This is a genomic window from Romboutsia lituseburensis DSM 797 (genome assembly GCF_900103615.1).
GTDB classification, from domain to species: Bacteria; Bacillota; Clostridia; order Peptostreptococcales; family Peptostreptococcaceae; genus Romboutsia_F; species Romboutsia_F lituseburensis.
Window position 1 is genome coordinate 67,800 of the sequence record NZ_FNGW01000012.1, and the last position, 24,320, is coordinate 92,119.

Genomic DNA, 24,320 nt, shown 5'->3' on the forward strand with positions numbered 1-24,320 from the left:
TTCCCAATATAAAAACGAATATAACAGTAGAAACAATTACAACTAAATTATAATGTATTAACCTTGCCATAACCTTGTCGTAATCTTGTTCTTTCCTTGCTTTTATTATTTACTAAAAAATTCGCTTCGCTCAAGCGTAAAAAAAGCCCTGTATAAGACAGAGCTTTCATATCTTAATATTATAGAGATTTTGGAAAAATAATGGTAAATGTAGTATGGTTTTTTAAAACGCTCTTTACATCAATCGTACCATTATGAACAGCTACAAGTTCTTTTGTTATAGACAATCCAAGTCCTGCTCCTGTGGTCATTCGAGATTTATCCCCTCGATACATTCTTTCAAAAATATGTGATTGCTCATCACTTGGTATACCTATTCCGTTATCCGAAACCTTTATCGTCACTTGCTTTTCATCTTCATATAAATCAAAAATAAGCTTTGTTCCTTTGCTATGAGTAATAACATTTTGAAAAAGATTGTTCAAAATTCTAGTATAAGAATTTGCATCAATTCGCACAAGACATTGTGTTTCTGGAATATTGATTTCATAGTCAAAATTATTATTTTCTATGACAATAATCCAATCGGCTACAATGCTACGAGAAAGTTCATTAATATCGTATACCTCAAAATGAAATAGTTGTTCTCTAGCATCAAGCTTTACCCATTCAAAAAGTCGTTCTGTAAAATCTTTTAGGCTGTGTGCTTTACTGATTGCAACTTGTATATATTCATCCTTTTCTTTACCTGTGACAATATTTTTTTCTATCGCTTCCAAATAACCTACAAGAGATGTCAATGGTGTTTTAACATCATGAGAAAGACTTGTCATCAAGCGTTTGTATGCCTTTTCAGATTGCCTTTGATTTATAAGCGTTGCTTGCATATCTGTGGTAATTGTATTTAAATCATAACAAATTTGCTTTGTCATATCATTTTCTTTTGTAAGTATTTTGCGATTTAAATTTCCATCTTTAATGTCCGTTACCGCTTCTTGTATCAAGCTGATTTGCTGCTTTGTTCTGTATAATTTTGAACCAAGATAAAAAACAACAATCAATAAAACAGCGCATACTATTATAAAAAATTCAGTAAGCCCCATTTCTAAACCTCCCTATTAAAGCGATATCCAACACCTCTAACAGTTTGAATATAAAAAGTATTATCGGGATTTGGTTCAATTTTCTTTCTGAGTTTGCTTATAAAAGACATGATATTGCTATCATCAAAAGAATATTCATCCTCCCACACTTGTGTATAAATTTGCTTTTTTGTATAGACACGGCCTTTATTATTTGCTAAAAATAACAACAAGTCAAACTCTTTTCCTGTCAAGTCAATTTGTTTATCGTTTACACAGACAGTACGATTATCTATATCTATTTTCATTCCTTTAAAGATTAAATGCCCTTTTTGTATATCATGTATATTGTTAAGTGTTGTAAAACGGCGTATAAGAGAGTCTACCCGTGCAGTCAATTCATTGATACTAAAGGGTTTTGTTAAATAATCGTCCGCACCAGTTCTAAGGCCTATTATTTTATCTTCTTCACTATTTTTTGCTGTGAGCATTAAAACTGGCACATTACTTATTTCTCTTATTCTTTTTAAAATACTAAATCCGTCTAAATCGGGTAACATTACATCAAGAATTATAAGAGAAAGATTGTCTTTATTTTCTTCCAAATCTTTAAGTCCCATGCTACCACTAAATGCTACAAGAGTAGACATTCCTTCGTTATCCAAGCACTTCTTTATAAGCGAACAGAGCTCTTTATCATCATCAATCATCAGTACTGTATTCATTATTTCTCACTTTCCTTTTCTTCTTTAACTCTTCCGTCAGTTGGTTTGTAAGCATTTTTTGCTATTATTTTAGATTTTAATACAAGCAAAAAACTACTCACTATAAATATAAAAAAATTTATTTGTATTTTTCTAAAAACTCTTTAATAGCCTGGCACAATATATCTTGCACCTTATATTTATTATTTGCCTTACAAAAATCTGTAAATTCCTTTTGTATAGGCTCATATAGCTTGTAACTTCTAACTACTAAATCCCCTTTAAAGTCTTCTATTTTAAGTTTTTCCGTCTCAACTACTTTATTGCTACTTTGTAGTTTATACCAATTGTACATCTCATTTAGCTTACTTAAGTTTTCATCGTAGCTACTTATCATGTTGGTTAAAATCTCACTATCCGTCCCAACTACTTTATTACTACTTTTTTGCATAGATAATATACCTTCATTAATATCATCCTTTATAATTTTACTTGATCTTGCTAATATTCTTGGGTCAGCATCTACTATTTCAACTATGCTTTCATATTGATTAGTTTCTTTATTGTATTCATAAGATATTTTTTTAAATCTATCTCTTATTGTTGATCTTCCGATACCTATATCTTTACATAGGTTTGTTAGTGTATAGCCTTCTATAAGTTTTTTGTTTATATACTCTACTTGCTTTACAACTTCTAATTTATCAAAATCTCTTCTAATCATATTCCTCCACCTCAAATATATTTATAAGTATATTATAAACTACTTTTAAACATATTTTGGTAGTTCATTAATAATAAAAAAGTAGTAACTTAGTAGTAAGATTTTTAGAGAATTTCATTTTTTTATAAAAAAATAGATTTTTTTCTTGATTTTAAATAGCTAATTTTAAAAAAAATTAAAAATTAAAATCCTGTACCTGTTGTGTTACAATAGAAACAGGCAATAAACTAATCAAAAAAGGGCAAAAAAACTTCCATTTTTTTGCCCCTATAATTTACAATGGAGGGATAGTTTTAATAGACGATGAAAAATATAGTAGCTTATGTTAGAGTTTCATCCGCTTCACAAATAGATAATACTTCGATAGATATGCAGATAGAAAAAATTCAAGGGTATTGCAGCCTATATAATATTCACTTAAAAAAAATATTTAAGGATGAAGGGTTATCTGCTTCAACAATAAATAGAAGTGCTTATAATGAAATGATTGACTTTGTATCAGATAAAGAAAATAATATAGATGGACTAATAGTTTATAAAGCAGATAGAATACATAGAAGTCTAAAAAATCTTATGATAATGATAGACTACTTAAATGAAATAGAAGTTTCATTTTTAAGTATCACAGAACAATTTGATACCTCAACAGCTCAAGGACTTTTATTCCTTCAGATGTTAGGTAGTTTTTCAGAGTTTGAAAGAAAGCTAATAAATGAAAGAACACATGCGGGTCGAAAGGCAAAAGGGGAGAAACATCTTTATGTTGGAGGTAGGATACCTATTGGTTATACATTAATAGATAATGAAAAACTCGTTATAAATAATGAGGATGCTAATAAGGTAAAAACTATTTTCAAAATGAGATGCAAAGGAGCAAGTTACTCCAAAATAGCCAGAGAGTATAATACAACAAGACAAAGGATAAGTTATATTATTAAAAACCCAATTTATACTGGAAAGTATAAATATGATGGTAAGAAAGAAAAGAATAAAATTAGCTTTGATGTTCCTAGAATTGTTACTGACTATACTTATAATAAAGCTAACAGGATTAATAGAGATTAAAGGGGGGTTTTTAAATGGGAGATACTGTGTTTTTAATTTGTATGTCTGCACCAGTGATATTTTTTATATACAGTATAGTATCATATAAAAAGAAGTTTATTATTTACACTATAAAGGATAAAAATATGAAAGTTGTAAATGATGCTTATTATAGTTTACAATTATCATTTTGTATAATTAATAGTATTTTGGTAGCTTTGGGTATTTTTATTGTTTATAATAGTAAGAAGCCAACTAGCATTGTATTTTATTATTTAGCTGTATTTTGGATTCTAAATTATTTATTAAAGTTTATGGCTATTAAAAAGAACTATATAAGAATAGATTGTGAATAATACTAATTTTTTATAAGGTACAATAATAGTTATGATATATATGAAATATATTAATATATCTATTTGGGAGGAAGTAATATGAGCAGGATAGATAAAGAAAAAAAGACTTTAAGTAGTATGATACATATATATTGTAATAAAAAGCATGGACACAAAAAAGGAGAACTATGCCAAGATTGCAGCGAACTTCTAGAGTATGCATATAAAAGGTTAGATTCTTGTAAGTTTGGTGAAGAAAAAACATTTTGCGCCAAATGTCCAATACATTGCTATAAAAAAGATATGAAATTAAAAATAAAGGAAGTTATGAAATTTTCAGGCCCTAGGCTGATATTTTATGATCCTATAGAAGTTATAAAACATATTTTTGCAAAGTAAGATACTATAAGGAAAAAATACCATAAGCTTTAACAATATAAGGACAAAAAAGCTTATAAATATATAATTAAAAATACATTAAATAGTTATTTAATGTATTTTTAATGTTTGTTTAATTTATTTTTAATACACTTTAAATATATTTTAAATAGTTATTTATCACCGCAAAACAGCTAAAAATCAACAAAAGAGACTATTAAATTAATAGTCTCTTCTTTAATAAAATTACTTCTTATTATTTAATATTGTTGTATAAATATAGTTATATAAATTAGCATGTCTTAATTCATCAGTTAATATATTAAACACTATATCTCTATAATAAAGATTAGGCATTCCATTCATTATTGTTCTATATCTCTTAACAGCATTAAGCTCTCCATTTAAAGCCCTAAGTATGCCCTCTGTAAAATTTTCTGGTGGTACAAACTCAGTCTCTACTGGAGTTGCATCTGCTCCTGTTAATTGCTTGTACATTGCTTTAAACATTTTATTATGAGACATTTCATCTTCCCTTATTGATTCAATAGTATCCTTTATAGATTTTGCTTGTTTTTGAGTTAAATTGTCTGTAGGTATATTGTTTATTAACCATTCATAGAATAATGCATCTGATTTTTCACCTTCTACAGAATCTTGAATTAAGTTTACTGACTTTATAAATGATTTTGATGTTGGATAATTATAATTAAACAACTAAACCCCTCCCTTAAAATTATACATGTCTATATATCTTATTCAGGATGTGACAATAGTGTTCTTTATTTTACATATAACATCTACAAAATCAATAAACTTATTTTTTATTATTCATAATAAGGTTCAGTGTGAACTATAACTTGAGCACTTTTATTAATTTTTTCTTGTATCAAATCCTCTATATCATGATTTAGTACATGCGAATCTTCAACTGTTAAATTAGGATCAACCATAATATGCATATCGATGTGCACATTACTTTCACTTCCTCTACTTCTTATCTTATGAACGCTCTTTATCGTTTTAAATTCTTTAAGAACTTCTCTTATATCATCTTCATCTATTATTGCTGTGTCTACAAGTACATCAATAGTTGATTTAAACACTTCATAAGATGCATGAAGTATAAATCCAGCAACAACTAAAGATGCTATCGGGTCAATAATAGCAGGAAGGCCAAGTTTTACTCCCACTAATGTCATTAAAACCCCTATAGATACAAATATATCGCTTTTTGTATGAAGTGAATCTGAAACCAGAATATAGCTATTTAATTTTTTTCCTATTCTATACTCATAAGTACATACAAGTACATTAATTAGTAGAGTAACAATTAAAACGATTAAACTTACCATAGTTATAGTTGGGGTAACTGGATTTTTAAATCTAGTAACTGCATCTATAATTATTTTAAAACCTAAAAATAAAAGCATTCCTCCAATAAAAAGACCCGATATAACTTCAAATTTATTATGGCCATATGGATGCTCTTTATCTATTGGCTTCGATGCTAAAGCAATACCTATAAGACCTACTATATTAGATGTTCCATCTGATATAGAATGGAATCCATCAGCAGTCATACTGGCACTTTTAATAGAATTCCCTATTATTATTTTTAATAAAGCGACGCCTAAATTTGCAAATAATATTATTAATAAAACTTGCTTAACTTTCTTGTAATTAGTATTTTCCATAACATTCCTCCTAAAATTGAAAATAAAAAAATCCATGGGAAAGTTTTTTTAACTATCCCATGGATCTATGTCCATTGCTATAAAAGCCCAGCAATAATTTTATTGCCTGATTAAATTATTATATTATATTTTAAATATTAAGTTATATTCTATCAGCGAAATTTAACAATGTCAATATACTTTTAACATACAAAGTTTTAAGTTTTAAAGTACATTTAATTTTCCTGCGTTTCTATATAGTCCCTTATAATTTATAAATTTAATAACCATTAAATTTATTTCTAAAAATAATTAAATACGTATTAAAAATATATTTAATATTGATTTAATTATTATTAAATATATTTTTAAATAATTATTTAATCTATATAAAACTTCTAAAATAAACGTATCTAAACCAAAAAATATTAAATAAGTAGTATATTTGTAATTTATCTACTACTTATTTAATACTAAAAAAATACCCTATATAATACTTTTTAATTTATATTAATTATAATTGCGAGAGATAATTCATAGATAGGTAAATAAGTTTCAAAGTTTTATTAAATATAAAATCTAAAGGAAAATCATATCAATATAATTAACATTAAATATATATTAAAATAATATTAAAAATAGATTAAATATACATTTAATCTATTTTTAATGTGAATCTACAAGCTATAAATTGGAGAATTTGAACGTATCAGCTAAATTTAAACTTTAACCTTATTGTATTTAACTATTGGTCCATAATAATGTCTATCACATTCCCAAACATCAAGCACCATATTCATTGATATTAATTTATATTCACCATCATAGTAGTATAAATTCAATCCTTCTCTTTTTAAAACATAAGAAATAGGAAATACTTCTATAACATTATCTTCGAGTTTTAACTTTACAAAAGACTTATTATCCATGGCACTTTCAATCACGTTATATACATCTTTTTTATCACGTACTGGTTCTTCATCTAAGTCTATTATAAATCTTTCCTCTAGTTTTTCTAATATTTCATTACACCTATCAGAGTCAACCATCTTAAACTTCTCAATAAGATCTGTATTTTTTAAATGTGAGTCTATGTGCTCAGAAATATAAAGTGATAATATCAAATCTTTATAATCACTTTCAGTTAATATATATTTAGCTATTATATAGTTTCTATCTAACTCTATGCCACCATTTACACCTCTATATGAGATTATTGGAATACCTAGGAGTGATAATTTATCCAAATCCCTCTGTATTGTTTTATCAGATACATCAAACATATCTGCTAATTTTTTAATTGTAGTTCTTGAATTAGTTTTTAATAAATAAAACAGTATTTCCAATAATCTCATCTCATTCTCCTTTTTGACAATTTCTATCTATTTACTTATTATTTTTTAGCCATTGAATTGCACAATAAGCATGCATTGCTGCTCCCGTAACCATTATATCTTCATTAAATACAACTTTGTTATTATGCATAGGAAGTCCATATAGAGGATTTTCTTGTTTCGTACCAGCACCTAACATAAAGTATACACTTGGAACTTCATATGAGTAAGATGCGAAATCCTCAGATCCCATACCTCCACCTTCAAATGATACAACAGCTTTTTCGCCTACTAAATCTTTTACATAATTACCAAGTTCATTAGCTAAGTCTGTATCATTAGCAAGAGGTGGAACTGAAGATAACTCTATAAGTTCAGCTTTTCCTCTAAACATTTTTGCTGTAGATGTTACTATTTCATTCATTCTATTAAATATAAATTCTCCTACTTCTTTATCTAAACTTCTTATTGTGCCTTCCATAACAACTTCTTCAGGTATTATATTTGGTGCATCTCCACCTGCAAATTTACCAATTGTTAATACAGATGGTTTAGTTGAAGATATTTCTCTACTAATTATTTCTTGTAAAGATAAATATATATGCGCTGCAATATTTATAGGATCTACGCCTGTTTCAGGTAAAGCTCCATGACATCCAGTTCCTTTTACAACTATTCTAAATCTATTACATCCTGCTATACTAGTGCCTAAACCATATAATACAACATTTGAAGGTGTTCCAGAGTGAACATGCATAGCCATAGCTGCATCAACCTTAGGATTTTCAAGTACTCCTGCTTTTATCATTTTTTTAGCGCCTGTAAAGCCTTCTTCATCTGGTTGGAATACTAGTTTAACAGTACCTTCAATTTGATCTTGATTTTGTTTAAGTAATTTAGCAGCACCTAAAAGCATTGATGTGTGCATATCATGTCCACAAGAATGCATACATCCATTAGTTGATTTAAAATCAAACTCAGTTTCTTCTTTCATTGGTAAAGCATCCATATCAGCTCTTAATAAAAATGTTTTTCCAGGTTTATTACCTTGTATAGTCGCTACTATACCGCTTTCACAAATTTCTGTTGGCTCATATCCCATCTCTCTTAATTTATCCATTACATAAGCTTTAGTTTTTGGCAATTTATCTCCAACCTCTGGATTGTTATGAATTGTTCTTCTGTAACTTACTATATCATCTTTTATTAATTCTGCTTGTTTTATAAAATTTTCCATATCTACACCTCTTGATTTATGTCAGTAAAATTTTTTGTTCACCTTATATTTTCTCTTATTTGTAGCAAAATAATTACTTCAAACTTCAAGTATTTGTACTATTTTAGAAGTACAAACATATAAGCTATTAATTTAAATTTATTTACTTATCATAAACCTGAAATAGGACATATATAGTCTACTTTATAAATTTTTATAAAGGAAATATCCCAAGTACATTGACTTTATGCATTTTTGATGTGTAATTTAATTTAAATGCGACATTTTAGGGACTTTAAAACCCACGCAGATACTTAAGAAAAACGAACTTTTTACATTAGTAAAAATCCAATAGCATTAAATAAATATCCAGTTATAATTATTCCTACAGTAACTATACCTATAAATATACCTAATAACTTAGGCTTAACAACTTTACTTAGCATTATCATTGAAGGCAGGGAAAGTGCTGTAACCCCCATCATAAATGCAAGTACAGTTCCTATTGGTACACCTGCCATAAACAGTGCTTCAGCTATAGGTATAGTACCAAATATATCAGCATACATTGGAATACCTATTACAGCAGCTATAATAACTGAGAATGGATTATTATGCCCAAGGACTGCAAGTATCGCTTCTTGAGGTATCCAGTTATGAATTAAAGCGCCTATACCAACACCAACAAATATATATTTATAAACATTTTTTATAATAGCAAAGGTATCTTCTTTAGCATAGTTTAATCTTTGTTTTTGATTAAAGTTTTCTGATTCACTATAAAGATCTCTCGTATGTTCAGTATATGTTTGAATTTGATCATCTAAATTAAGCTTACTGATGATAGTTCCCCCGACAATTGCAACTATAAGACCTAAAACAACATATAAAATAGACACATTCATACCAAAGAATCCAGCTAGTAAAAGTAAAGATGCTAAATCAACCATTGGTGACGATATTAAGAATGAAAATGTAACACCAAGTGGTAATCCTGCATTACTAAACCCTATAAATATTGGGATACTAGAGCAAGAACAGAAAGGAGTAACAGTACCTAAAAGTGCTGAAACTGTTGCACCAGATATGCCTTTAAATTTTGTAAGGATTTTTTTAGTTCGCTCTGGTGGGAAATAGCTTTGAATATAAGATATAAAAAATATTAAAACTGCAAGAAATATGAATATTTTTATAGTATCATATATGAAAAATTGAATACTTCCTCCAAGCCTAGAATTAATGTCTAATTTTAAAATATTTTCAACAAATGATGTAACTAAGTCTGATAACCAAGTCATTTTTAACATTTGGTCTGTAAAAAAATTAAATATACCCATAAAACCTCCCTAAAATACATCAAAAAATTTTGATGTTAGAAATAAAAATATATAAGTTTCTTATTAAAACTAAAAATTGATATAATGAATTAGTCTTATTTGAAACTTTATACTATTCATTATATCAATTTTTTTTGATTTAACAACTAATTTACAAAAATAATTTTTGGATAACATCATAAGTTAATATCTTAGATAAAGTATCCTTATTTACAGAGTAAAAATTCCACTTACCTTCCGAAGTCTTATTTATAAGATTCGCTGAGTGTAGCAATTTTAAATGATAAGATAATTTTGATTGAGATATATCAAATATCTCTGATAACTCACATACGCATACACTTTCAGCTGAATATAGTTTTTTTAATATAGATAACCTAATTGGATCTGATAAAGCTTTAAAAATTAAATCTATGTTTTCCATTTTAATACCTCCGTTGTCTATATTATATAACAAATATTTTAGTTTTTATTATATTAAATATTTATTTAGTATTTTTTAATAAAAATATAGTATTTTATAGAAATAATAGTTTGATAAATAAAATATTAGTCGTAAAATAAATCAAAAAAATTTGATTTATAAGTTTACAAAAAACTTTTTTTATCATATCATATGATTAAAAGCGAATATGTTAATATAATAAACATAAGTTATAAAAAGGAGGACTAATAAATGAGTAATAATAAAAATAAGTCAGGAATAAAGGCAAGTATTTCAACTAATGATGAAGAAAAAAGTGGAGGACTTGGTTTTTTCGAAAAATATTTAACCATATGGGTAGCCCTATGTATAGTAGTAGGTGTTTTAATAGGAGTATACTTACCACAAATCCCTCAAACTTTAGATAAGTTTACTTATGCTCAAGTTTCTATACCAGTAGCAATACTTATATGGCTTATGATATATCCGATGATGCTTAAAATAGATTTTACATCTATAAAAAATGCAGCAAAACAAAAGAAAGGTTTAGCTGTAACTTGTGGTACTAACTGGTTGATAAAGCCATTTACAATGTATGCCATATCATATTTCTTTTTATTAGTAGTATTTAAAAATATAATACCTGCTAATCTGGCAAAAGAGTATTTAGCAGGAGCAGTACTTTTAGGCGCAGCTCCATGTACTGCAATGGTATTTGTTTGGAGTCATTTAACAAAAGGAAATGCTGCTTACACATTAATTCAAGTTGCAGTTAATGACCTTATACTTTTAGTTGGATTTGTTCCAATAGTTGCACTTTTATTAGGTGTTACAGATGTTTCTGTACCAATGGATACATTGTTATTATCAGTAGTTTTATTCGTTATAATACCATTTGTTGCAGGATACTTCTCAAGAACTATGATAATAAAGAAAAAAGGAGTAGAATATTTTGAAAATGTATTTTTAGCTAAGTTTAATGGGGTGACTGTAGTTGGTTTACTATTAACACTAATAATATTATTTGCTTTTCAGGGTCAAAAGATAATAGATAACCCTCTGCACATTGCATTAATAGCTGTACCACTTACAATCCAAACATTCTTTATATTCTTCTTAGCTTACCTTTGGGCTAAGGTATGGAAATTACCTCACGATATAGCTGCACCAGGCGCTATGATTGGTGCTAGTAACTTCTTTGAACTGGCAGTTGCAGTTGCTATTAGCTTATTTGGACTTAACTCAGGGGCAGCACTTGCTACTGTTGTTGGAGTACTTGTTGAAGTTCCAGTAATGCTTGCACTTGTTGCAATAGCTAATAAAACTAGACATTGGTTTACAAAATAAAAAGTTTACTTCACTTAATCTACTTCGTTATGCTACATTTGATGACTCCAACGACCTCTCGTATTGTTTAAATTGTCATTTTTTACTTGCTAAAAATTAGTATAAAATCATGGTTGCGAAAGATACTAAATTGGAGTACAATATTTTTATTAAATAAAAAGAGGTGAATGTATAGAAATGAACAATTAATCTTATTCAAAAAAACAAAATTAGTTTAAGACGATTTTTAGCATCTAAATGGATGCATTATTAATCGAACCTAAAAACTACTTGAAGTTAAGAATAAGATTATATGTTATAACTATATTAATTATGTAAACAAAGGCATGCATTGCTTTTATTTATGTACCGTAATTTTGTATATAATAACTTTCTTATCTTTTGGTAGTAAAAATACTATTTAAGATTAAGGGAGTTTTTTTTATGCCCTTAACCAAAGGAGACGATAATTATGGCACAAATTAAAATAAACAACTTAAGTTTTCAATACGATTCTTATGGAGATGATATATTTAAAAATGTATCAATAAATATAGACACAGAGTGGAAATTAGGACTAATAGGTAGAAATGGTCGTGGAAAAACTACTTTTCTCAAGCTACTAAAAGGAGATTATAAATATAGTGGCCAAATATTAAGCCCAGTTAATTTTGACTATTTTCCTATGGATATAAAGGATAATACAAAACTAGCTATACATGTAATAAGAGAAGCAATTGCACCTTTTGATAAATGGGAAGAAGAGCTAGAATTGTATTCTAAAGATCCTAAATATATGAAAGAGTATGGAGATGTACTAGATAAGTATCTAATACACGATGGGTATATTATAAATGAGCTAATAGAAAAAGAAGTTCGAAAAATAGGTCTAGATTCAGAAATACTAGACAGGACCTTTAATACTTTAAGTTATGGCGAGCAAACTAAATTATTATTATCAGCGTTGTTTCTTAAAAAAAATAACTTTCTGCTAATAGATGAACCTACTAACCACTTAGATGCAGAAGGCAGAGAGTGTGTAGCTAATTATTTATATAAGAAAACAGGATTTATACTAGTTTCTCATGATAGAGATTTCTTAGACAAAATTATTGACCATGTTTTATCTATAAATAAAAGTAACATTGATATTCAAAAAGGAAACTACTCAACTTGGCAGTTAAATCATGATAGAAGAAATGATTTTGAAAAAGCTGAAAATGAAAAGCTATTAAAAGAAATAAAAAGACTAAAAGTAACAGCCAAACAAAAATCTAGTTGGTCTGATAAATTAGAGGCTACAAAAGTTGGTAATGGACCTGTAGATAGGGGATATATTGGACATAAAGCAGCAAAAATGATGAAAAGGTCTAAGTGTTTAGAAAAGCGCCAAGATAAAGCAATAGAAGAAAAAACAAAGTTACTAAAAAATGTGGAAGCCGTAGATAGGCTAGACATAAATAATATAACATCAAATTATGATACCTTGATAAATGTAATAGATTTGCAAATAAAATATGAAAATGAACTATTTGAAAATCCTATAAGTTTTAAAATTAAACAAGGAGAACGTATTTGGCTTAGAGGTAAAAATGGATGTGGTAAATCAAGCATAATAAAGCTATTAATGGGCGAAAAATTTGATTATACAGGTCATATTGATAAAATAGAGAAAATATCATATGTTTCACAAGATACGTCATTTTTAAATGGAAATATTAAAGAATTTGCCAAAAATAAAGAAATAGATGAACAGTATTTAAAAAGTAGTTTAATTCAGCTAGGATTAGTAGATACACAATTTGAAAAAAACATAGAAGAGTGGAGCGAAGGACAAAAGAAAAAGTTGCTAATTGCAACTAGTTTATCTGAGAAAGCAGAACTTTACATTTGGGATGAACCACTAAATTTTATAGATGTAATTTCTCGTATACAAATAGAAAATATGATTATTGAAGAAGGCATCACTATGCTATTTGTTGAGCATGATAAATGTTTTGGTGATAATATAGCTACTAAAATTATAGATATAGTTTAAAAATACTAAATAGCTATAATAACATAGTAGTTAAATTGAAAAAAGCTATACATACTAATGTTAATTAGATGTATAGCTTTTTATTAAAAAACTAGAATCTTAAATATTATTAAATCATTTTACTAAACTAATTTTCAATATGATAATATAATAACGCCCTTTGGATATTAGTTTACATGATTTACATCGATTCCCAAAGCTCTTTGTATTCTTCTCTAAAATCCTCAAGTGTTTCTAAGTATTTACTTAGAGGTTCTTGATTATCTAAATCACATAAATTTAAACTTTCTCTATATAAATCTTCGCTATCCCAAGAAACTATTTTTATAGATAAATTATTTTCAAGCATTTGCTTTAGCATAAGAAATCTTCCAATACGACCATTCCCATCTTGGAAAGGGTGTATTATTTCAAATTTATAGTGGAAACTAGCTATATCTGATAGTGTTATCTTATCTAAGCTATAGTACCATTCAAGTAATTCATCAAGTCTAGATTGTACTTCAAAAGGTTGAGCTATTTTTACTTTAGTTCCTATAATCATATTAGGTATTGTTTTATATACGCCTGCATATCCTCTTTGATGCATAGTAGTATTAAACATAAGCCTAGCATGGAGATCCTTTAAAAATTGATCATCAATTTTTTTACCTAAAGTTTCAACTATTCTATCAAAAACATAACTAGAATTTACAGTCTCTTGTACATCATCTAAAGTATGCTTTCCTGTTACTACATTTTTATCTAATAAAAGCGCTAATGCTTCTGTTGTAAAAGTACTTCCTTCTATTTTATTTGAGTGATATAAAAAGCTATGCTTTAAAATACTGTATAAGGAGTTTTTAAAATCCTTTGTTTCTAATAGGGCATCTATAAAATTTTTACTCATTTCAATATCTTCCTCCTTATTATTTATCAACTCATATAGTTGTACACTATATAATCAAAATAACATTTTTAAGTTTAATGCATCTATAGTTTCAAATAAATATAACTTTATTTGGCTATTATTTTTAATATTATAATAATAAACGTTGTAATACAATGACTATGTCCAAATTTAGATATTTTTATTTTAGTAATATAATAATTAAAGTAAAAAAATATATGCCCGAATATTATAAAATAGATTACGTTAATATAAGGGGGATAATAAAAAATGAAAATAGTTAACAATAATATATTTAATTATACCAATTTTAATCCAGGGGATATTGTAGACAATAAAAAATCAAATAATTTTACACAAAATAAAAGCTTAGATAAATCATCATATAAAAAAATTCAAAATGATACATTAAACATTGTAGGTCCTAATGCTCCAAAATCAGTTAAGGATGCATGGATTAAGTCATTAGAGGAAACAGGAATTTATGATTTAGATGTAGACGAAAATGGACAAGACCATATTACTCAAATGGATATACTAAGAGTTATTATGGAAGAGCAAACAGGAGGTTATGATATACTTGGAAATTCAGTTGAATCAACTATTAAATCTATAAATTTAGCTTTAAATATGCTTAAAAATCCAATAACACCTACTACAGATCCTCAGATAATTAAGGGTCAGGAAAAAGAAAAAGAATTTTATGAAAGACTTTTAAAAAACTTAAATAAAATATCATAAATTTAATTATTATTAAATTTATATTAAAAATAGATTAAATATATATTTAATCTATTTTTAATATCTAAATTCTAATAAATTATAGTTCACAAACTAAAAAAACTGTAAAATAAAAATATTTTTCAATTTTATTTTATAACATATTTTATTCAATAATTAAAAATCCACTAAAAAATAAAATTATGAAATATAATGTTATTTTTTTATAAAATTTATTTTATATTATAGACAAATTTAATAAATGACATTATATTATATATATAGACAGCAAGAAATGACATAATTTGATAGACAATAGGAACTGACATAAATAGAGGAGCTTATAAAGCTCCTCATAATAATCTCTAATTAACGAATATAACAAATACTATATATCCCCTTGAATAGTATTATAAAAAATCCCAATTACCCCATAAAAAAAGACTGTAACGGAAACAGTCTTTTTTTATTTTGTTAAATCTTAATAGCCATCTCTAACAATACTTCCCTATATTTCACTATCTATTCCATCATATATTTTTATCATATACATTTTTAGTTAACTTAAATCCAATTAATAAGCTTTAACTTTCTTAATTACTATCAAAAACATCTAGTTAAATGCCGATAATTAAATTTATAGTGACTAATAAATTTAATGGAGGAATTGATGTGATTAATACTTTAAATAATAATACCTACAGGCAAAATATAACTATTAATAAACTTGATAAAAAACAGCCCTCTCAACAAAATTCAGAAGTATCTTCATCAGGTGAAAATAAAAAAGATAGTAAAGTTAATCAAAAGCCTATTCTAAATGCAAATAATAAGCCATTATCAATTGATGAGATTAACAAAAAACTATCACAAGGAGTAAAGGCAGAAGATTTACCAAAAGAAGAGTATGAATTCCTTGTTAAGCATGAAGAAATGGAAAAACTAGACTTTATTTCAAAAGTAATGGATGAAATACTAAAGCGCTTTAAAGTATCCCAAAAGGTATCTAGTGGGGAAAAACTTACACCTGAAGAGCAAGAGTTCAAAAGTACTAGAGGTATAGTTGTTCCTGGAGCATTTATGGCTAAGAAAAAATACCACTCTCAAACTTATTCTAATAATTTTAGTGAAAGTAACTATTCAAACAATTTAGATATTAAGAAGTAAAGCACTCAAAACAAATAAAAAACAATAAAATCATATTCAACAGGTATTAAAATACATATAGAATATTAAAAGGTAGGAGAAATATAATAATGATTACTAATATAACAACAAATAGCAACTTTTGGGGTATCTCAAATAGTAACAACATTTTTACATCAAAAAAGGAAAATAAAGACCCTATATTAGAGGCTATAAAGAGAATGCTATTAACAAAAAGTATAACTGAAAAAGAAGTAAAAGGTGAAAAGCTTACTGAAGAAGAGCAAGAATTTAAAAATAACAACATAGTTATTCCAGATCCTGAAACTCTTTTATTAAGTATGTTAAATTCAAAAGAAAATGATGTCCATAACTCTAATCGAATAAATTATGAAGATAAAAAAGTTCAAAACACAAAAAATAATGATGATCTTATTAAACTTAAAGATATATTAAAAGAAAAATAAATCTGCATTACAATTCTCGTTCTCAATATACTTAACCAATTGTTTAAAATTAAATCTCCAAATATAATAAAAACAAACTATAATTAACTTAATAAGACTACTTATAGTTTGTTTTTATTTTAAGTAAAAATAAATTATATTTAATATCAATTAAATATGTGATAAAATATATATTAAATAACAATAAAAAAAAGATTAAATGTATATTTAATCTTTTTTTAATATATCAAGGAGTTGAAAAAATGGCTAAAAATCAAACGATATTAACACATATGAGTTTTAAGGGTGGTAGCTCTAAAACATGTTTAAATTTAAACTTTATACATCAATTTTGCCTTAATTATCCTGAAAAAAAAGTATTATTTATAGATGCTGATCCTCAGTCAAATGCATCTGTGTTCCTACTAGGAGAAGACGTTATTCAATCTGATATATATACATTAAAAGACGGTCTAGAAAGCAATGTAGATTTAGATAAATTAATAATAAAATCACCATTAGATAAATTTAAAAATCTAGATATAATTGCAAGTAATATTGATATGGTTACACTTGAATTAATACTTAATACAAAGGCTGGAAAAGAATATACATTATTAAATTATTTAACTGATGATAAAAATATAGACGTATTATCAGAATATGATTTAATAGTATTTGATTTAAACCCAGCAATATCTGTGTTAAATACAAATGTATTTATATGCTGTACAGATATAATTCCAATAGTGAACTATGGATGTTATAGTACTCTAACAGGTTATAACCTTTTAGTTAAAACTTATAGTGATATAAAAAAGGCTCTTAGAATTGATAAGGATGATATAAGAAAACCTGTTATAACTAAATTTGAAAAACAAGAAAATAATAAGATAAAAATGTGGCTTGAATGTGCAAATCAAAAAGGAATAATTGGAAATACATTTAAGCAGACTATGAGAAAATCTGTACATTATGAAAATTGTATTTTATATAATGAAGCAATAAGTGAGTATGTAAAGGTTAAAGAAAGAAAGATAAAAACAGATATAGGTAATGAGATGACAGATCTTATAAATGAGTACATAGAAGAAGGATTAATAATAGTTTAACAACTAAAAATACATTAAATCAAGATTAAAAACATATTAAATATCAATTTAATCTTGATAAAATATACATTTAATTTATATTAAATAAAAGGAGATATAACTATGAGTGTTGAAAATCCAATGTTAAATAAAAAAAATGGACTACTTAATATAAAACAAAAAATCGAAGAAAAATCAACAGGTGAAGACTTTATAGAAAACAAAAACAGTAATCTAAATGTTCTAGATTTAATAAATAAGCCTAAGCCAAAAGAAGAAAAAACCATGATAGGTATAAAGTTAAAAAAAGATATAGCTGATAAGGTAAAGTCTTTTTCATATGAAAATAACATGACCGTATCTGAAGTACTAGAAGATGTAATTGGTAAAGTGTTTGATTCAATAGAGTTAAATGAAGAAGCACTTATAGCTTATGAGGAAAAGTATAAGAAGAAATCTAAGAAAACTAAAAAATAAATTAAAAGCCAGGAGTATATAAGTTTTAAGACTTACCCCTGGCTTTTACATTATTTTTTATAGCTTTTTACCTACACAAGCCATATAAATTACAAATTCATTTTCCCCATCCAAATCTAACATGTTATCAATTATGTCTTGATCATAAATTCCTATAGCACAAGTTCCACAATTAAGTGATTCAGATGATATATAAAGATTTTGACATACATGTCCAATATCTATAAGTATTTTTTTATGGGCAGTTATGCTAAATCTATGCTCACTTCTATATGGAATACAACTCCATGCAAATACAACAGCACTCTTAGATACAAAATCTTGAGCAAAAGGCTGATTTGGAGTTGCCTTATTTATCTTATCTTCTATATTATCTAAATTTTTTATAAATAGAAGTTTATGCTCTAAAGGTAAATATCTATAAATCCCGCTATTTAAATCTATTACATTATTTATTATTAAATATGTTTCAAAAGGATGAGTACATCCAGCTGAAGGAACTGTTCTTAATGCGCTAAATTTATCCTTTACACTTTCTATTCCTTGAGTAGCCCAAAGTAAATAAGAAAGTTCTGATAAACTTATTTTTTCATGACTATATTTTCTTATACTTCTTCTATCTTTTATACAATCAAACACATTAGGCTTAGTCAAAATATCTTTACTCAAAGGTGGAAGTTCTATTAAATCAGCATTTAAATCATATTTTTTTTGAAATGAAGGAGCTGCAATTCCTTTTTGTTTATCTGTTTTAATACTTTTTAATATATCAAAGTTAGCTTTAAAAAATTCTCTATTTTCTTTAATTTTATCCATAGATGTCTCCTTTTTAAAATGTGCATTAACAAAATATTATATATTTTAACTAAAAAAATTGCAGTAACAGATGTTACATGAAAAACAAAATAAACATCAAGTAAAATTAATGAACTAGTCGATTTAATACATTGTTGTATTTTATTCTCAACATATATAGTAGCTACATTAGAGATAACTTTTACTATAAAATAATTTTGTAATTGGAAAATAATTTTAATATTGTATATAATCTAATCAAAGTTCGTGATCGTAATATAATGCGAAGTAAAGATATTTTAGGTATGATATAGGTAATTATAAATTTATTAGGGGGAACTTCTTATGAATACAGCAACATTTCTAGAAATATTAACGATAGCAGAAAAACTAAAATGCAATACTAGGCACTCATGGACATCTAGTGGACGTCATGAAAGTGTAGCAGAACATAGCTGGCGTATTGCATTAATGGCATTATTAATGCGTGATGAATTTCCAGACATTGATATGGACAAGGTAATTCGTATGTGTTTAATTCATGATTTAGGTGAAGCATTTACAGGTGATATTCCTACCTTTGAGAAAAAAGAAGAAGATAGTGAAAAAGAGGATAAGATATTTTTTAATTGGATTTCAACTTTCCCTGCTCCTTATCGTGATGAATTTACAGAGCTTTTAAAAGAAATGAATGAACGTAAGACTGATGAAGCAAAACTTTACAAAGCATTAGATAACTTAGAAGCAGTCATTCAGCATAACGAAGCGGATATTAGTACTTGGATTCCACTAGAATACGACTTACAGTTTACTTATGGTGCAGACAAGATAGAATTCTCATCTTATTTAAAAGATCTCAAGAAAGAAATAGATAAAAGAACAACAGAAAAAATATCTCAAAAAAGTGAGGCTTAGTTATATAGTTATGATAATAAATTTAAAAACGACAAATTAGGGACTATAAATATTTTATTTTAATATAAGTTAAATTTTAATAAAATATTTATTTTAATATTCCTTTCTAACTAGCATACTTTTAAAGATATAGCAACATTAAAAATATATTTAATATTTATTAAATGTATTTTTAATGTTTTTTTAATATGTATTTAATATTTAAAACCCAAGTAATATCAGTATATACAATATCTAACTGTTATAACAATAAATTTAATTCTACAGTATTAGTTTTTGTGCATAATTAATCCATATAATGAAATACTATTATTGATAATTTAGATGAAATCCATGAAAAATCACGTGCAGTATATAAAGATAAGCCAAGACATGGTAAAACATTTAAATAAATTTACAACTAGGAGGCTTTAAAATGGATAAAATTAATTGTAATGTAGAAAGCTGTTCTCATAATAATAGTAGAATTTGTTATGCTAATAGAGTTAATGTAGGCGGAAGAAGTGCTAAAAATCCTTGTGATACATGTTGTGGATCTTTCTTAGATAAAAAACATTACTCTAATTTAACAAATAATACTAATTCTGATGGAAGTTGTGATTGTTTAGTTTGTGATGCTATAAACTGCCATTACAACGATAATAAATTATGTACAGCTAATTCAATATCTGTTTCAGGTGGAAATGCTAATATATATACAGAAACTAACTGTGATACATTCAAGTTAAAGTAATTAAATATAAATATTAAAATACAGCTAATTAATAATATTAATCAGCTGTATTTTTTATAATAATTGTTATAAATTTTGTATAATTACAAAAAAGTTATAAGTAGTATAAAAGTAGTTATTTAGTTTTTATTTTCAAGGCTTTAAAACGTTCTATATGAAACAACACTACTATATAGTGATATTTATTTCATAAATCATATTTAAACCTCTATACGGCTCGAATTTTGCGTATTTTATATATTGAGATCAGATCTATTTATACCATTTAAACTACAATATGAAGGAGATTTTAGCATTGCACGATTTTCAGGACAACAGATTATGTTTTGATTTATAGTTAATACAGATAATTTTTCTTTAATTACAGTATATATCTTTTTATTTATAAGTAATGAATACTCAATACTTGCATCAAATGATGCTAAAAGTTCATTGTCTTTTTTGTATGTGTCATATGTATTTATGCAATCTATCGTTAGGTATCCTTTAAACTCTTCAAATATAGAAACTTTTTTACCAACTCTAGGTATATCTACTCTTGAATAAAAATCGACTGGTTTAAATCCAGGATCCCACTCATAATCTTTACTACAGTTAGATAGTTCTCCTGTATATGGCTTAGTACTTGCTCTAAAATATTTACCCCCTATTTTCCCAGATGCAATTATTTTTAAATTACAAATATAAAAAGTTAAATTTTCTTCAAATATTCTACTTTTTATACTTACTTTATGATTATTAGGATTATTATCTATCTGTACTTCTTTAATATTGGCTACATACTCATCATATAAATATACTTCATCATTTTCACTACTACAACCGCAGTTTATTGAACATACATATAAAGAGTCATTCGTTGCATGGAATTTTAAATTCTGAGAATCCATTTTTCCATCTAACACCTTATCCCTAAGCCCGATAAAATCATATTCAGCGCAAACGTGATCTATACAAATTGGATCTCCATCACAATAGTTATCATCCTCAATATAAAATCTTACACATGGATCATATTTGAACTGTTCATCTTTTAAACACACAAAATCAAATATCCTTTTGCTAAGAATCGGCATTACCATCAGATTTGGAATATTACTATCGATCTTAATATTTTCACAAAAACTACAGTAATCTTTAGAGTTAGTTTTATTACAATCTTTATTTGTTTCAATTATATTTTCTTCATTACATTTATCTTGATAATCTACATTATTTCTTAATTCATCCATAATAAATATATCCCCCTATTTAGTATGAAATTATTGCTACTACTGAATCTTATGATTATAATCCTTATGTATTACTAATTTTAATTATATATTAAAATTAATAATACATGATGATTAAACATAAAAAGTCATTTTTTATCTATTTTTACATTTTTTTGTATATTTTCGTCACATTTTCCAACATTATCAATATATATATTATATATAGAGTGAAATTAAACCTCTATATAGATTAATCTATATATTAATATAAAGGAGTGTAAAATCTTGAGCGAAAATAATAGAAATTTCTATGATTGTGATAAAGAAGAATTATGTAGATGTGAAAATAAAGGTTGGGGATACAAACACGATGAATTTAAGTGTTGTAGTGAAAAAGAAAGACCCCATCATCCACCTAAAGAAGATTTATGCAAATGTGAAAAAGAAAGACATTATCCTCCACTAAAAAAAGATCATAGCTGCTGCTGTAAACTTAGCATGCTTAGAGTATTAGAATTATTAAACTGCGATGAATTTGTTAATTATGTAAACTTTAATCAAGCTGGTTTTATCTCAGATCATTTTGTAGTTGGAACTACTCTTAAATTAGTAGAACTTGGACCTTTAGCTCCAACTTCAAACGATAACTTAACAGAACTTAATGGTACTTTAGGTAAAGTAACTAATTGTACTTGTGACTTATTAGATATATCAGGTAGCGCAATATATGCACTTCCTCTTCTTACAGTAGAAAATGTTGTAGAAATCATAAATGAGTTAATTGCTGCTTTAACACCAATACCTGGTACAGCTGCAATTATAGCTATTCTTAAGACTATATTAAATACTATAAATGATGCAATACTTGAGCCTATTGTAGCTTTATTAAGATCACTTCTTACTCCACTTCCTGAGATGATAGAGTTTGGATCTCTTTGTAATATAAATGCTATTGCTCTTGATACTACAAATTATGTTAAGTTAACTAGTAAACTTAAAAAGAGACTTAACAAAGATTGTTGCGATTGCTGTAAAGAAGAAGAAAAACATGAAAAATGTGAACCTTGCTGCTGTAACGATGGTATCCAAGATGAAATATTGGAAGATACTACAGTTAGTTTAACAGCTGGTCCATTAATATTAAACAACGCAGAAGTAATAGGTAAATTTGGCAATGTATTGTTATTTGGTGTTGCACCTACTGCTACAACTCCTGGAAGAATATATCTTGTTTGTACTGACTCAATAGCTTTCTTTTAAGTAAATCAATAATTATATTTTAGATAAATTAATAAAAGCTGATTAGATAAAATATCTAATCAGCTTTTTGTTATTAAAAACTTTTTATTTACTACATAAAAAGCTAATTAAAGTATTAATCTTATAAAAAGACAAATACTATTATTATAAATTTTATGGGAGGTTATCATGTACAAAAAAATACTATGTACACTTACAGCTTTTATTCTATGTACCAATATAGTTTTTGCTGATCCTAAAGAAAGTGTAAAGGACCTTGATTCAATTTCAAATTCACTAAATACAGTTTATTTGTCTGCTTTACAGAATAAAAATATTGATAGTTTAAAAAAAGATATAGACTTTATATCATCACAAATAGCTAGTCAACAGAAAAAAATAAGAAATGAACTTGCATTACATAAGGATAGAGATAAGGTAGCTTATCTGGCTTTACTTTCAGTTTTAAATTATTTTGAAATATCAATATTAGAAATAAAAAATTATTATGAAAATAATAATAATAAATCGTTTATTAATGCTATATCTGCACTAAATGAGGCAGACTCTGTATTAAGTACAATTAAATATCAATTACAATAAACACTTACTGATTAGTAAGTGTTTTTTATAAATTAAAGTTTGTTTAAAATATTTATGATATATATTAATTTAAAAACGACAAATTAGGGATATTATTAAAACCTTTTATATTATAAATATATCTTTAACTAAAGTAGTAGTTAACTTTTAACGTACTACTTTTTTTAGTGTTATTAAATATTTATGTCTAATTGTTTTTTATTGTGTTTAAAAATAGGATAGATTAGTACAGAAAAAACACCTTTACTAGTCTTTACTTAGTATTTAAATAGTATTTAATAGTATTTAATAGTATTTAGGCATACCATAACCCCTTGGAAATACTATGTTTGAGAGCTTTAAAAGCGACAAATTAGGGATTTATTACGACGTTTTAGGGATTTAAAGCGACGAATTAGGGATTTACTACGACGTTTTAGGGACTTAAAAGCGAC

Annotated in this window: 26 protein-coding genes; 14 read left to right on the forward strand and 12 right to left on the reverse strand. The window is 26.4% G+C overall.

What is annotated here, in order from left to right:
- Positions 1 to 179: 179 nt before the first annotated feature.
- The 3 genes from BLP75_RS16170 to BLP75_RS16180 all read right to left on the reverse strand — a co-directional run bounded on the left by BLP75_RS16170 (position 180) and on the right by BLP75_RS16180 (position 2,510).
- A complete protein-coding gene (locus BLP75_RS16170; RefSeq protein WP_092727577.1) occupies positions 180 to 1,103 on the reverse strand; it encodes a sensor histidine kinase in 924 nt (307 codons plus the stop codon).
- 2 nt (positions 1,104 to 1,105) lie between these two features.
- Positions 1,106 to 1,807, reverse strand: a complete 702-nt coding sequence (locus BLP75_RS16175; RefSeq protein WP_092727578.1) for a response regulator transcription factor — start codon at positions 1,805 to 1,807, stop codon at positions 1,106 to 1,108.
- 118 nt (positions 1,808 to 1,925) lie between these two features.
- On the reverse strand, positions 1,926 to 2,510 hold the full coding sequence (locus tag BLP75_RS16180) for a DUF4250 family protein (protein ID WP_092727579.1): 585 nt from the start codon (positions 2,508 to 2,510) through the stop codon (positions 1,926 to 1,928).
- Positions 2,511 to 2,813: 303 nt separating this feature from the next.
- Here BLP75_RS16180 and BLP75_RS16185 point away from each other — a divergent pair, with 303 nt between their 5' ends.
- From BLP75_RS16185 to BLP75_RS16195, 3 genes are all read left to right on the forward strand, one after another.
- Positions 2,814 to 3,575 carry a recombinase family protein gene (locus BLP75_RS16185; protein ID WP_092727580.1) on the forward strand — a complete coding sequence of 254 codons (762 nt, stop codon included), beginning with the start codon at positions 2,814 to 2,816 and terminating at the stop codon, positions 3,573 to 3,575.
- A 14-nt stretch (positions 3,576 to 3,589) separates the two neighbouring features.
- Complete coding sequence (locus BLP75_RS16190) at positions 3,590 to 3,910, forward strand: hypothetical protein (protein ID WP_092727581.1); 321 nt, start codon at positions 3,590 to 3,592, stop codon at positions 3,908 to 3,910.
- Between the two features lie 78 nt (positions 3,911 to 3,988).
- Positions 3,989 to 4,288, forward strand: coding sequence for a nitrous oxide-stimulated promoter family protein (locus BLP75_RS16195; RefSeq protein WP_092727582.1), 300 nt, complete (start codon positions 3,989 to 3,991; stop codon positions 4,286 to 4,288).
- A 225-nt stretch (positions 4,289 to 4,513) separates the two neighbouring features.
- Here BLP75_RS16195 and BLP75_RS16200 read toward each other — a convergent pair whose 3' ends face one another.
- The 6 genes from BLP75_RS16200 to BLP75_RS16225 form a co-directional block, all read right to left on the reverse strand.
- Positions 4,514 to 4,984, reverse strand: coding sequence for a ferritin-like domain-containing protein (locus tag BLP75_RS16200; RefSeq protein WP_092727583.1), 471 nt, complete (start codon positions 4,982 to 4,984; stop codon positions 4,514 to 4,516).
- Between the two features lie 110 nt (positions 4,985 to 5,094).
- Positions 5,095 to 5,964, reverse strand: a complete 870-nt coding sequence (locus tag BLP75_RS16205) for a cation diffusion facilitator family transporter (protein WP_092727584.1) — start codon at positions 5,962 to 5,964, stop codon at positions 5,095 to 5,097.
- Positions 5,965 to 6,662: 698 nt separating this feature from the next.
- Entirely contained in the window at positions 6,663 to 7,298 is a 636-nt protein-coding gene (locus BLP75_RS16210) for a helix-turn-helix transcriptional regulator (RefSeq protein ID WP_092727585.1), read from the reverse strand.
- 31 nt (positions 7,299 to 7,329) lie between these two features.
- A complete protein-coding gene (locus BLP75_RS16215; protein WP_092727586.1) occupies positions 7,330 to 8,514 on the reverse strand; it encodes a M20 metallopeptidase family protein in 1,185 nt (394 codons plus the stop codon).
- 311 nt (positions 8,515 to 8,825) lie between these two features.
- Positions 8,826 to 9,830 carry a permease gene (locus BLP75_RS16220; RefSeq protein WP_092727587.1) on the reverse strand — a complete coding sequence of 335 codons (1,005 nt, stop codon included), beginning with the start codon at positions 9,828 to 9,830 and terminating at the stop codon, positions 8,826 to 8,828.
- A gap of 151 nt (positions 9,831 to 9,981) precedes the next feature.
- Positions 9,982 to 10,254, reverse strand: a complete 273-nt coding sequence (locus BLP75_RS16225) for an ArsR/SmtB family transcription factor (RefSeq protein ID WP_092727588.1) — start codon at positions 10,252 to 10,254, stop codon at positions 9,982 to 9,984.
- Between the two features lie 252 nt (positions 10,255 to 10,506).
- Here BLP75_RS16225 and arsB point away from each other — a divergent pair, with 252 nt between their 5' ends.
- The gene (gene arsB, locus BLP75_RS16230) at positions 10,507 to 11,601 is read left to right on the forward strand and encodes an ACR3 family arsenite efflux transporter (protein ID WP_092727589.1); all 1,095 of its coding nucleotides are present in this window, start codon (positions 10,507 to 10,509) and stop codon (positions 11,599 to 11,601) included.
- A 451-nt stretch (positions 11,602 to 12,052) separates the two neighbouring features.
- Complete coding sequence (abc-f, locus tag BLP75_RS16235) at positions 12,053 to 13,618, forward strand: ribosomal protection-like ABC-F family protein (RefSeq protein WP_092727590.1); 1,566 nt, start codon at positions 12,053 to 12,055, stop codon at positions 13,616 to 13,618.
- Between the two features lie 181 nt (positions 13,619 to 13,799).
- Here abc-f and BLP75_RS16240 read toward each other — a convergent pair whose 3' ends face one another.
- The gene (locus tag BLP75_RS16240) at positions 13,800 to 14,507 is read right to left on the reverse strand and encodes a Fic family protein (RefSeq protein WP_092727591.1); all 708 of its coding nucleotides are present in this window, start codon (positions 14,505 to 14,507) and stop codon (positions 13,800 to 13,802) included.
- A gap of 270 nt (positions 14,508 to 14,777) precedes the next feature.
- On the opposite strand from BLP75_RS16240, the gene BLP75_RS16245 reads away from it, so the two are divergent.
- The 5 genes from BLP75_RS16245 (at position 14,778) to BLP75_RS16265 (ending at position 18,387) form a co-directional block, all read left to right on the forward strand.
- Positions 14,778 to 15,248 carry a hypothetical protein gene (locus tag BLP75_RS16245; protein ID WP_092727592.1) on the forward strand — a complete coding sequence of 157 codons (471 nt, stop codon included), beginning with the start codon at positions 14,778 to 14,780 and terminating at the stop codon, positions 15,246 to 15,248.
- A gap of 651 nt (positions 15,249 to 15,899) precedes the next feature.
- Complete coding sequence (locus BLP75_RS16250) at positions 15,900 to 16,394, forward strand: hypothetical protein (protein ID WP_092727593.1); 495 nt, start codon at positions 15,900 to 15,902, stop codon at positions 16,392 to 16,394.
- Positions 16,395 to 16,483: 89 nt separating this feature from the next.
- On the forward strand, positions 16,484 to 16,840 hold the full coding sequence (locus BLP75_RS16255; RefSeq protein WP_092727594.1) for a hypothetical protein: 357 nt from the start codon (positions 16,484 to 16,486) through the stop codon (positions 16,838 to 16,840).
- Positions 16,841 to 17,082: 242 nt separating this feature from the next.
- Positions 17,083 to 17,931 (forward strand): ParA family protein, encoded by an 849-nt coding sequence (locus tag BLP75_RS16260; protein WP_092727595.1) that lies wholly within the window; start codon positions 17,083 to 17,085, stop codon positions 17,929 to 17,931.
- Positions 17,932 to 18,033: 102 nt separating this feature from the next.
- The gene (locus BLP75_RS16265) at positions 18,034 to 18,387 is read left to right on the forward strand and encodes a hypothetical protein (protein WP_092727596.1); all 354 of its coding nucleotides are present in this window, start codon (positions 18,034 to 18,036) and stop codon (positions 18,385 to 18,387) included.
- A gap of 57 nt (positions 18,388 to 18,444) precedes the next feature.
- On the opposite strand, the gene BLP75_RS16270 is transcribed toward BLP75_RS16265, so the two are convergent.
- Positions 18,445 to 19,203, reverse strand: a complete 759-nt coding sequence (locus tag BLP75_RS16270) for a SagB/ThcOx family dehydrogenase (protein ID WP_092727597.1) — start codon at positions 19,201 to 19,203, stop codon at positions 18,445 to 18,447.
- Positions 19,204 to 19,527: 324 nt separating this feature from the next.
- Between BLP75_RS16270 and BLP75_RS16275 the strand changes: the two genes are divergently transcribed.
- Together BLP75_RS16275 and BLP75_RS16280 are read left to right on the forward strand one after the other, a co-directional pair.
- Positions 19,528 to 20,097, forward strand: a complete 570-nt coding sequence (locus tag BLP75_RS16275) for an HD domain-containing protein (protein WP_092727598.1) — start codon at positions 19,528 to 19,530, stop codon at positions 20,095 to 20,097.
- A 415-nt stretch (positions 20,098 to 20,512) separates the two neighbouring features.
- Positions 20,513 to 20,830, forward strand: a complete 318-nt coding sequence (locus BLP75_RS16280; protein ID WP_092727599.1) for a DUF1540 domain-containing protein — start codon at positions 20,513 to 20,515, stop codon at positions 20,828 to 20,830.
- A 233-nt stretch (positions 20,831 to 21,063) separates the two neighbouring features.
- Here BLP75_RS16280 and BLP75_RS16285 read toward each other — a convergent pair whose 3' ends face one another.
- Complete coding sequence (locus tag BLP75_RS16285; protein ID WP_092727600.1) at positions 21,064 to 22,062, reverse strand: hypothetical protein; 999 nt, start codon at positions 22,060 to 22,062, stop codon at positions 21,064 to 21,066.
- Between the two features lie 267 nt (positions 22,063 to 22,329).
- Here BLP75_RS16285 and BLP75_RS16290 point away from each other — a divergent pair, with 267 nt between their 5' ends.
- Together BLP75_RS16290 and BLP75_RS16295 are read left to right on the forward strand one after the other, a co-directional pair.
- Positions 22,330 to 23,304: a CotA family spore coat protein gene (locus tag BLP75_RS16290; protein WP_092727601.1), complete on the forward strand. Its 975-nt coding sequence runs from the start codon at positions 22,330 to 22,332 to the stop codon at positions 23,302 to 23,304.
- A gap of 168 nt (positions 23,305 to 23,472) precedes the next feature.
- Complete coding sequence (locus BLP75_RS16295; protein WP_092727602.1) at positions 23,473 to 23,886, forward strand: hypothetical protein; 414 nt, start codon at positions 23,473 to 23,475, stop codon at positions 23,884 to 23,886.
- Positions 23,887 to 24,320 lie beyond the last annotated feature (434 nt).

Excerpts from the sequence above, each read along its gene's own strand:
- BLP75_RS16170 (WP_092727577.1), bottom strand. The coding sequence starts at position 1,103 with ATGGGGCTTACTGAATTTTTTATAATAGTATGCGCTGTTTTATTGATT.
- BLP75_RS16175 (WP_092727578.1), bottom strand. The coding sequence starts at position 1,807 with ATGAATACAGTACTGATGATTGATGATGATAAAGAGCTCTGTTCGCTT.
- BLP75_RS16180 (WP_092727579.1), bottom strand. The coding sequence starts at position 2,510 with ATGATTAGAAGAGATTTTGATAAATTAGAAGTTGTAAAGCAAGTAGAG.
- BLP75_RS16185 (WP_092727580.1), top strand. The coding sequence starts at position 2,814 with ATGAAAAATATAGTAGCTTATGTTAGAGTTTCATCCGCTTCACAAATA.
- BLP75_RS16190 (WP_092727581.1), top strand. The coding sequence starts at position 3,590 with ATGGGAGATACTGTGTTTTTAATTTGTATGTCTGCACCAGTGATATTT.
- BLP75_RS16195 (WP_092727582.1), top strand. The coding sequence starts at position 3,989 with ATGAGCAGGATAGATAAAGAAAAAAAGACTTTAAGTAGTATGATACAT.
- BLP75_RS16205 (WP_092727584.1), bottom strand. The coding sequence starts at position 5,964 with ATGGAAAATACTAATTACAAGAAAGTTAAGCAAGTTTTATTAATAATA.
- BLP75_RS16210 (WP_092727585.1), bottom strand. The coding sequence starts at position 7,298 with ATGAGATTATTGGAAATACTGTTTTATTTATTAAAAACTAATTCAAGA.
- BLP75_RS16215 (WP_092727586.1), bottom strand. The coding sequence starts at position 8,514 with ATGGAAAATTTTATAAAACAAGCAGAATTAATAAAAGATGATATAGTA.
- BLP75_RS16220 (WP_092727587.1), bottom strand. The coding sequence starts at position 9,830 with ATGGGTATATTTAATTTTTTTACAGACCAAATGTTAAAAATGACTTGG.
- BLP75_RS16225 (WP_092727588.1), bottom strand. The coding sequence starts at position 10,254 with ATGGAAAACATAGATTTAATTTTTAAAGCTTTATCAGATCCAATTAGG.
- arsB (WP_092727589.1), top strand. The coding sequence starts at position 10,507 with ATGAGTAATAATAAAAATAAGTCAGGAATAAAGGCAAGTATTTCAACT.
- abc-f (WP_092727590.1), top strand. The coding sequence starts at position 12,053 with ATGGCACAAATTAAAATAAACAACTTAAGTTTTCAATACGATTCTTAT.
- BLP75_RS16240 (WP_092727591.1), bottom strand. The coding sequence starts at position 14,507 with ATGAGTAAAAATTTTATAGATGCCCTATTAGAAACAAAGGATTTTAAA.
- BLP75_RS16245 (WP_092727592.1), top strand. The coding sequence starts at position 14,778 with ATGAAAATAGTTAACAATAATATATTTAATTATACCAATTTTAATCCA.
- BLP75_RS16255 (WP_092727594.1), top strand. The coding sequence starts at position 16,484 with ATGATTACTAATATAACAACAAATAGCAACTTTTGGGGTATCTCAAAT.
- BLP75_RS16260 (WP_092727595.1), top strand. The coding sequence starts at position 17,083 with ATGGCTAAAAATCAAACGATATTAACACATATGAGTTTTAAGGGTGGT.
- BLP75_RS16265 (WP_092727596.1), top strand. The coding sequence starts at position 18,034 with ATGAGTGTTGAAAATCCAATGTTAAATAAAAAAAATGGACTACTTAAT.
- BLP75_RS16270 (WP_092727597.1), bottom strand. The coding sequence starts at position 19,203 with ATGGATAAAATTAAAGAAAATAGAGAATTTTTTAAAGCTAACTTTGAT.
- BLP75_RS16275 (WP_092727598.1), top strand. The coding sequence starts at position 19,528 with ATGAATACAGCAACATTTCTAGAAATATTAACGATAGCAGAAAAACTA.
- BLP75_RS16280 (WP_092727599.1), top strand. The coding sequence starts at position 20,513 with ATGGATAAAATTAATTGTAATGTAGAAAGCTGTTCTCATAATAATAGT.
- BLP75_RS16285 (WP_092727600.1), bottom strand. The coding sequence starts at position 22,062 with ATGGATGAATTAAGAAATAATGTAGATTATCAAGATAAATGTAATGAA.
- BLP75_RS16295 (WP_092727602.1), top strand. The coding sequence starts at position 23,473 with ATGTACAAAAAAATACTATGTACACTTACAGCTTTTATTCTATGTACC.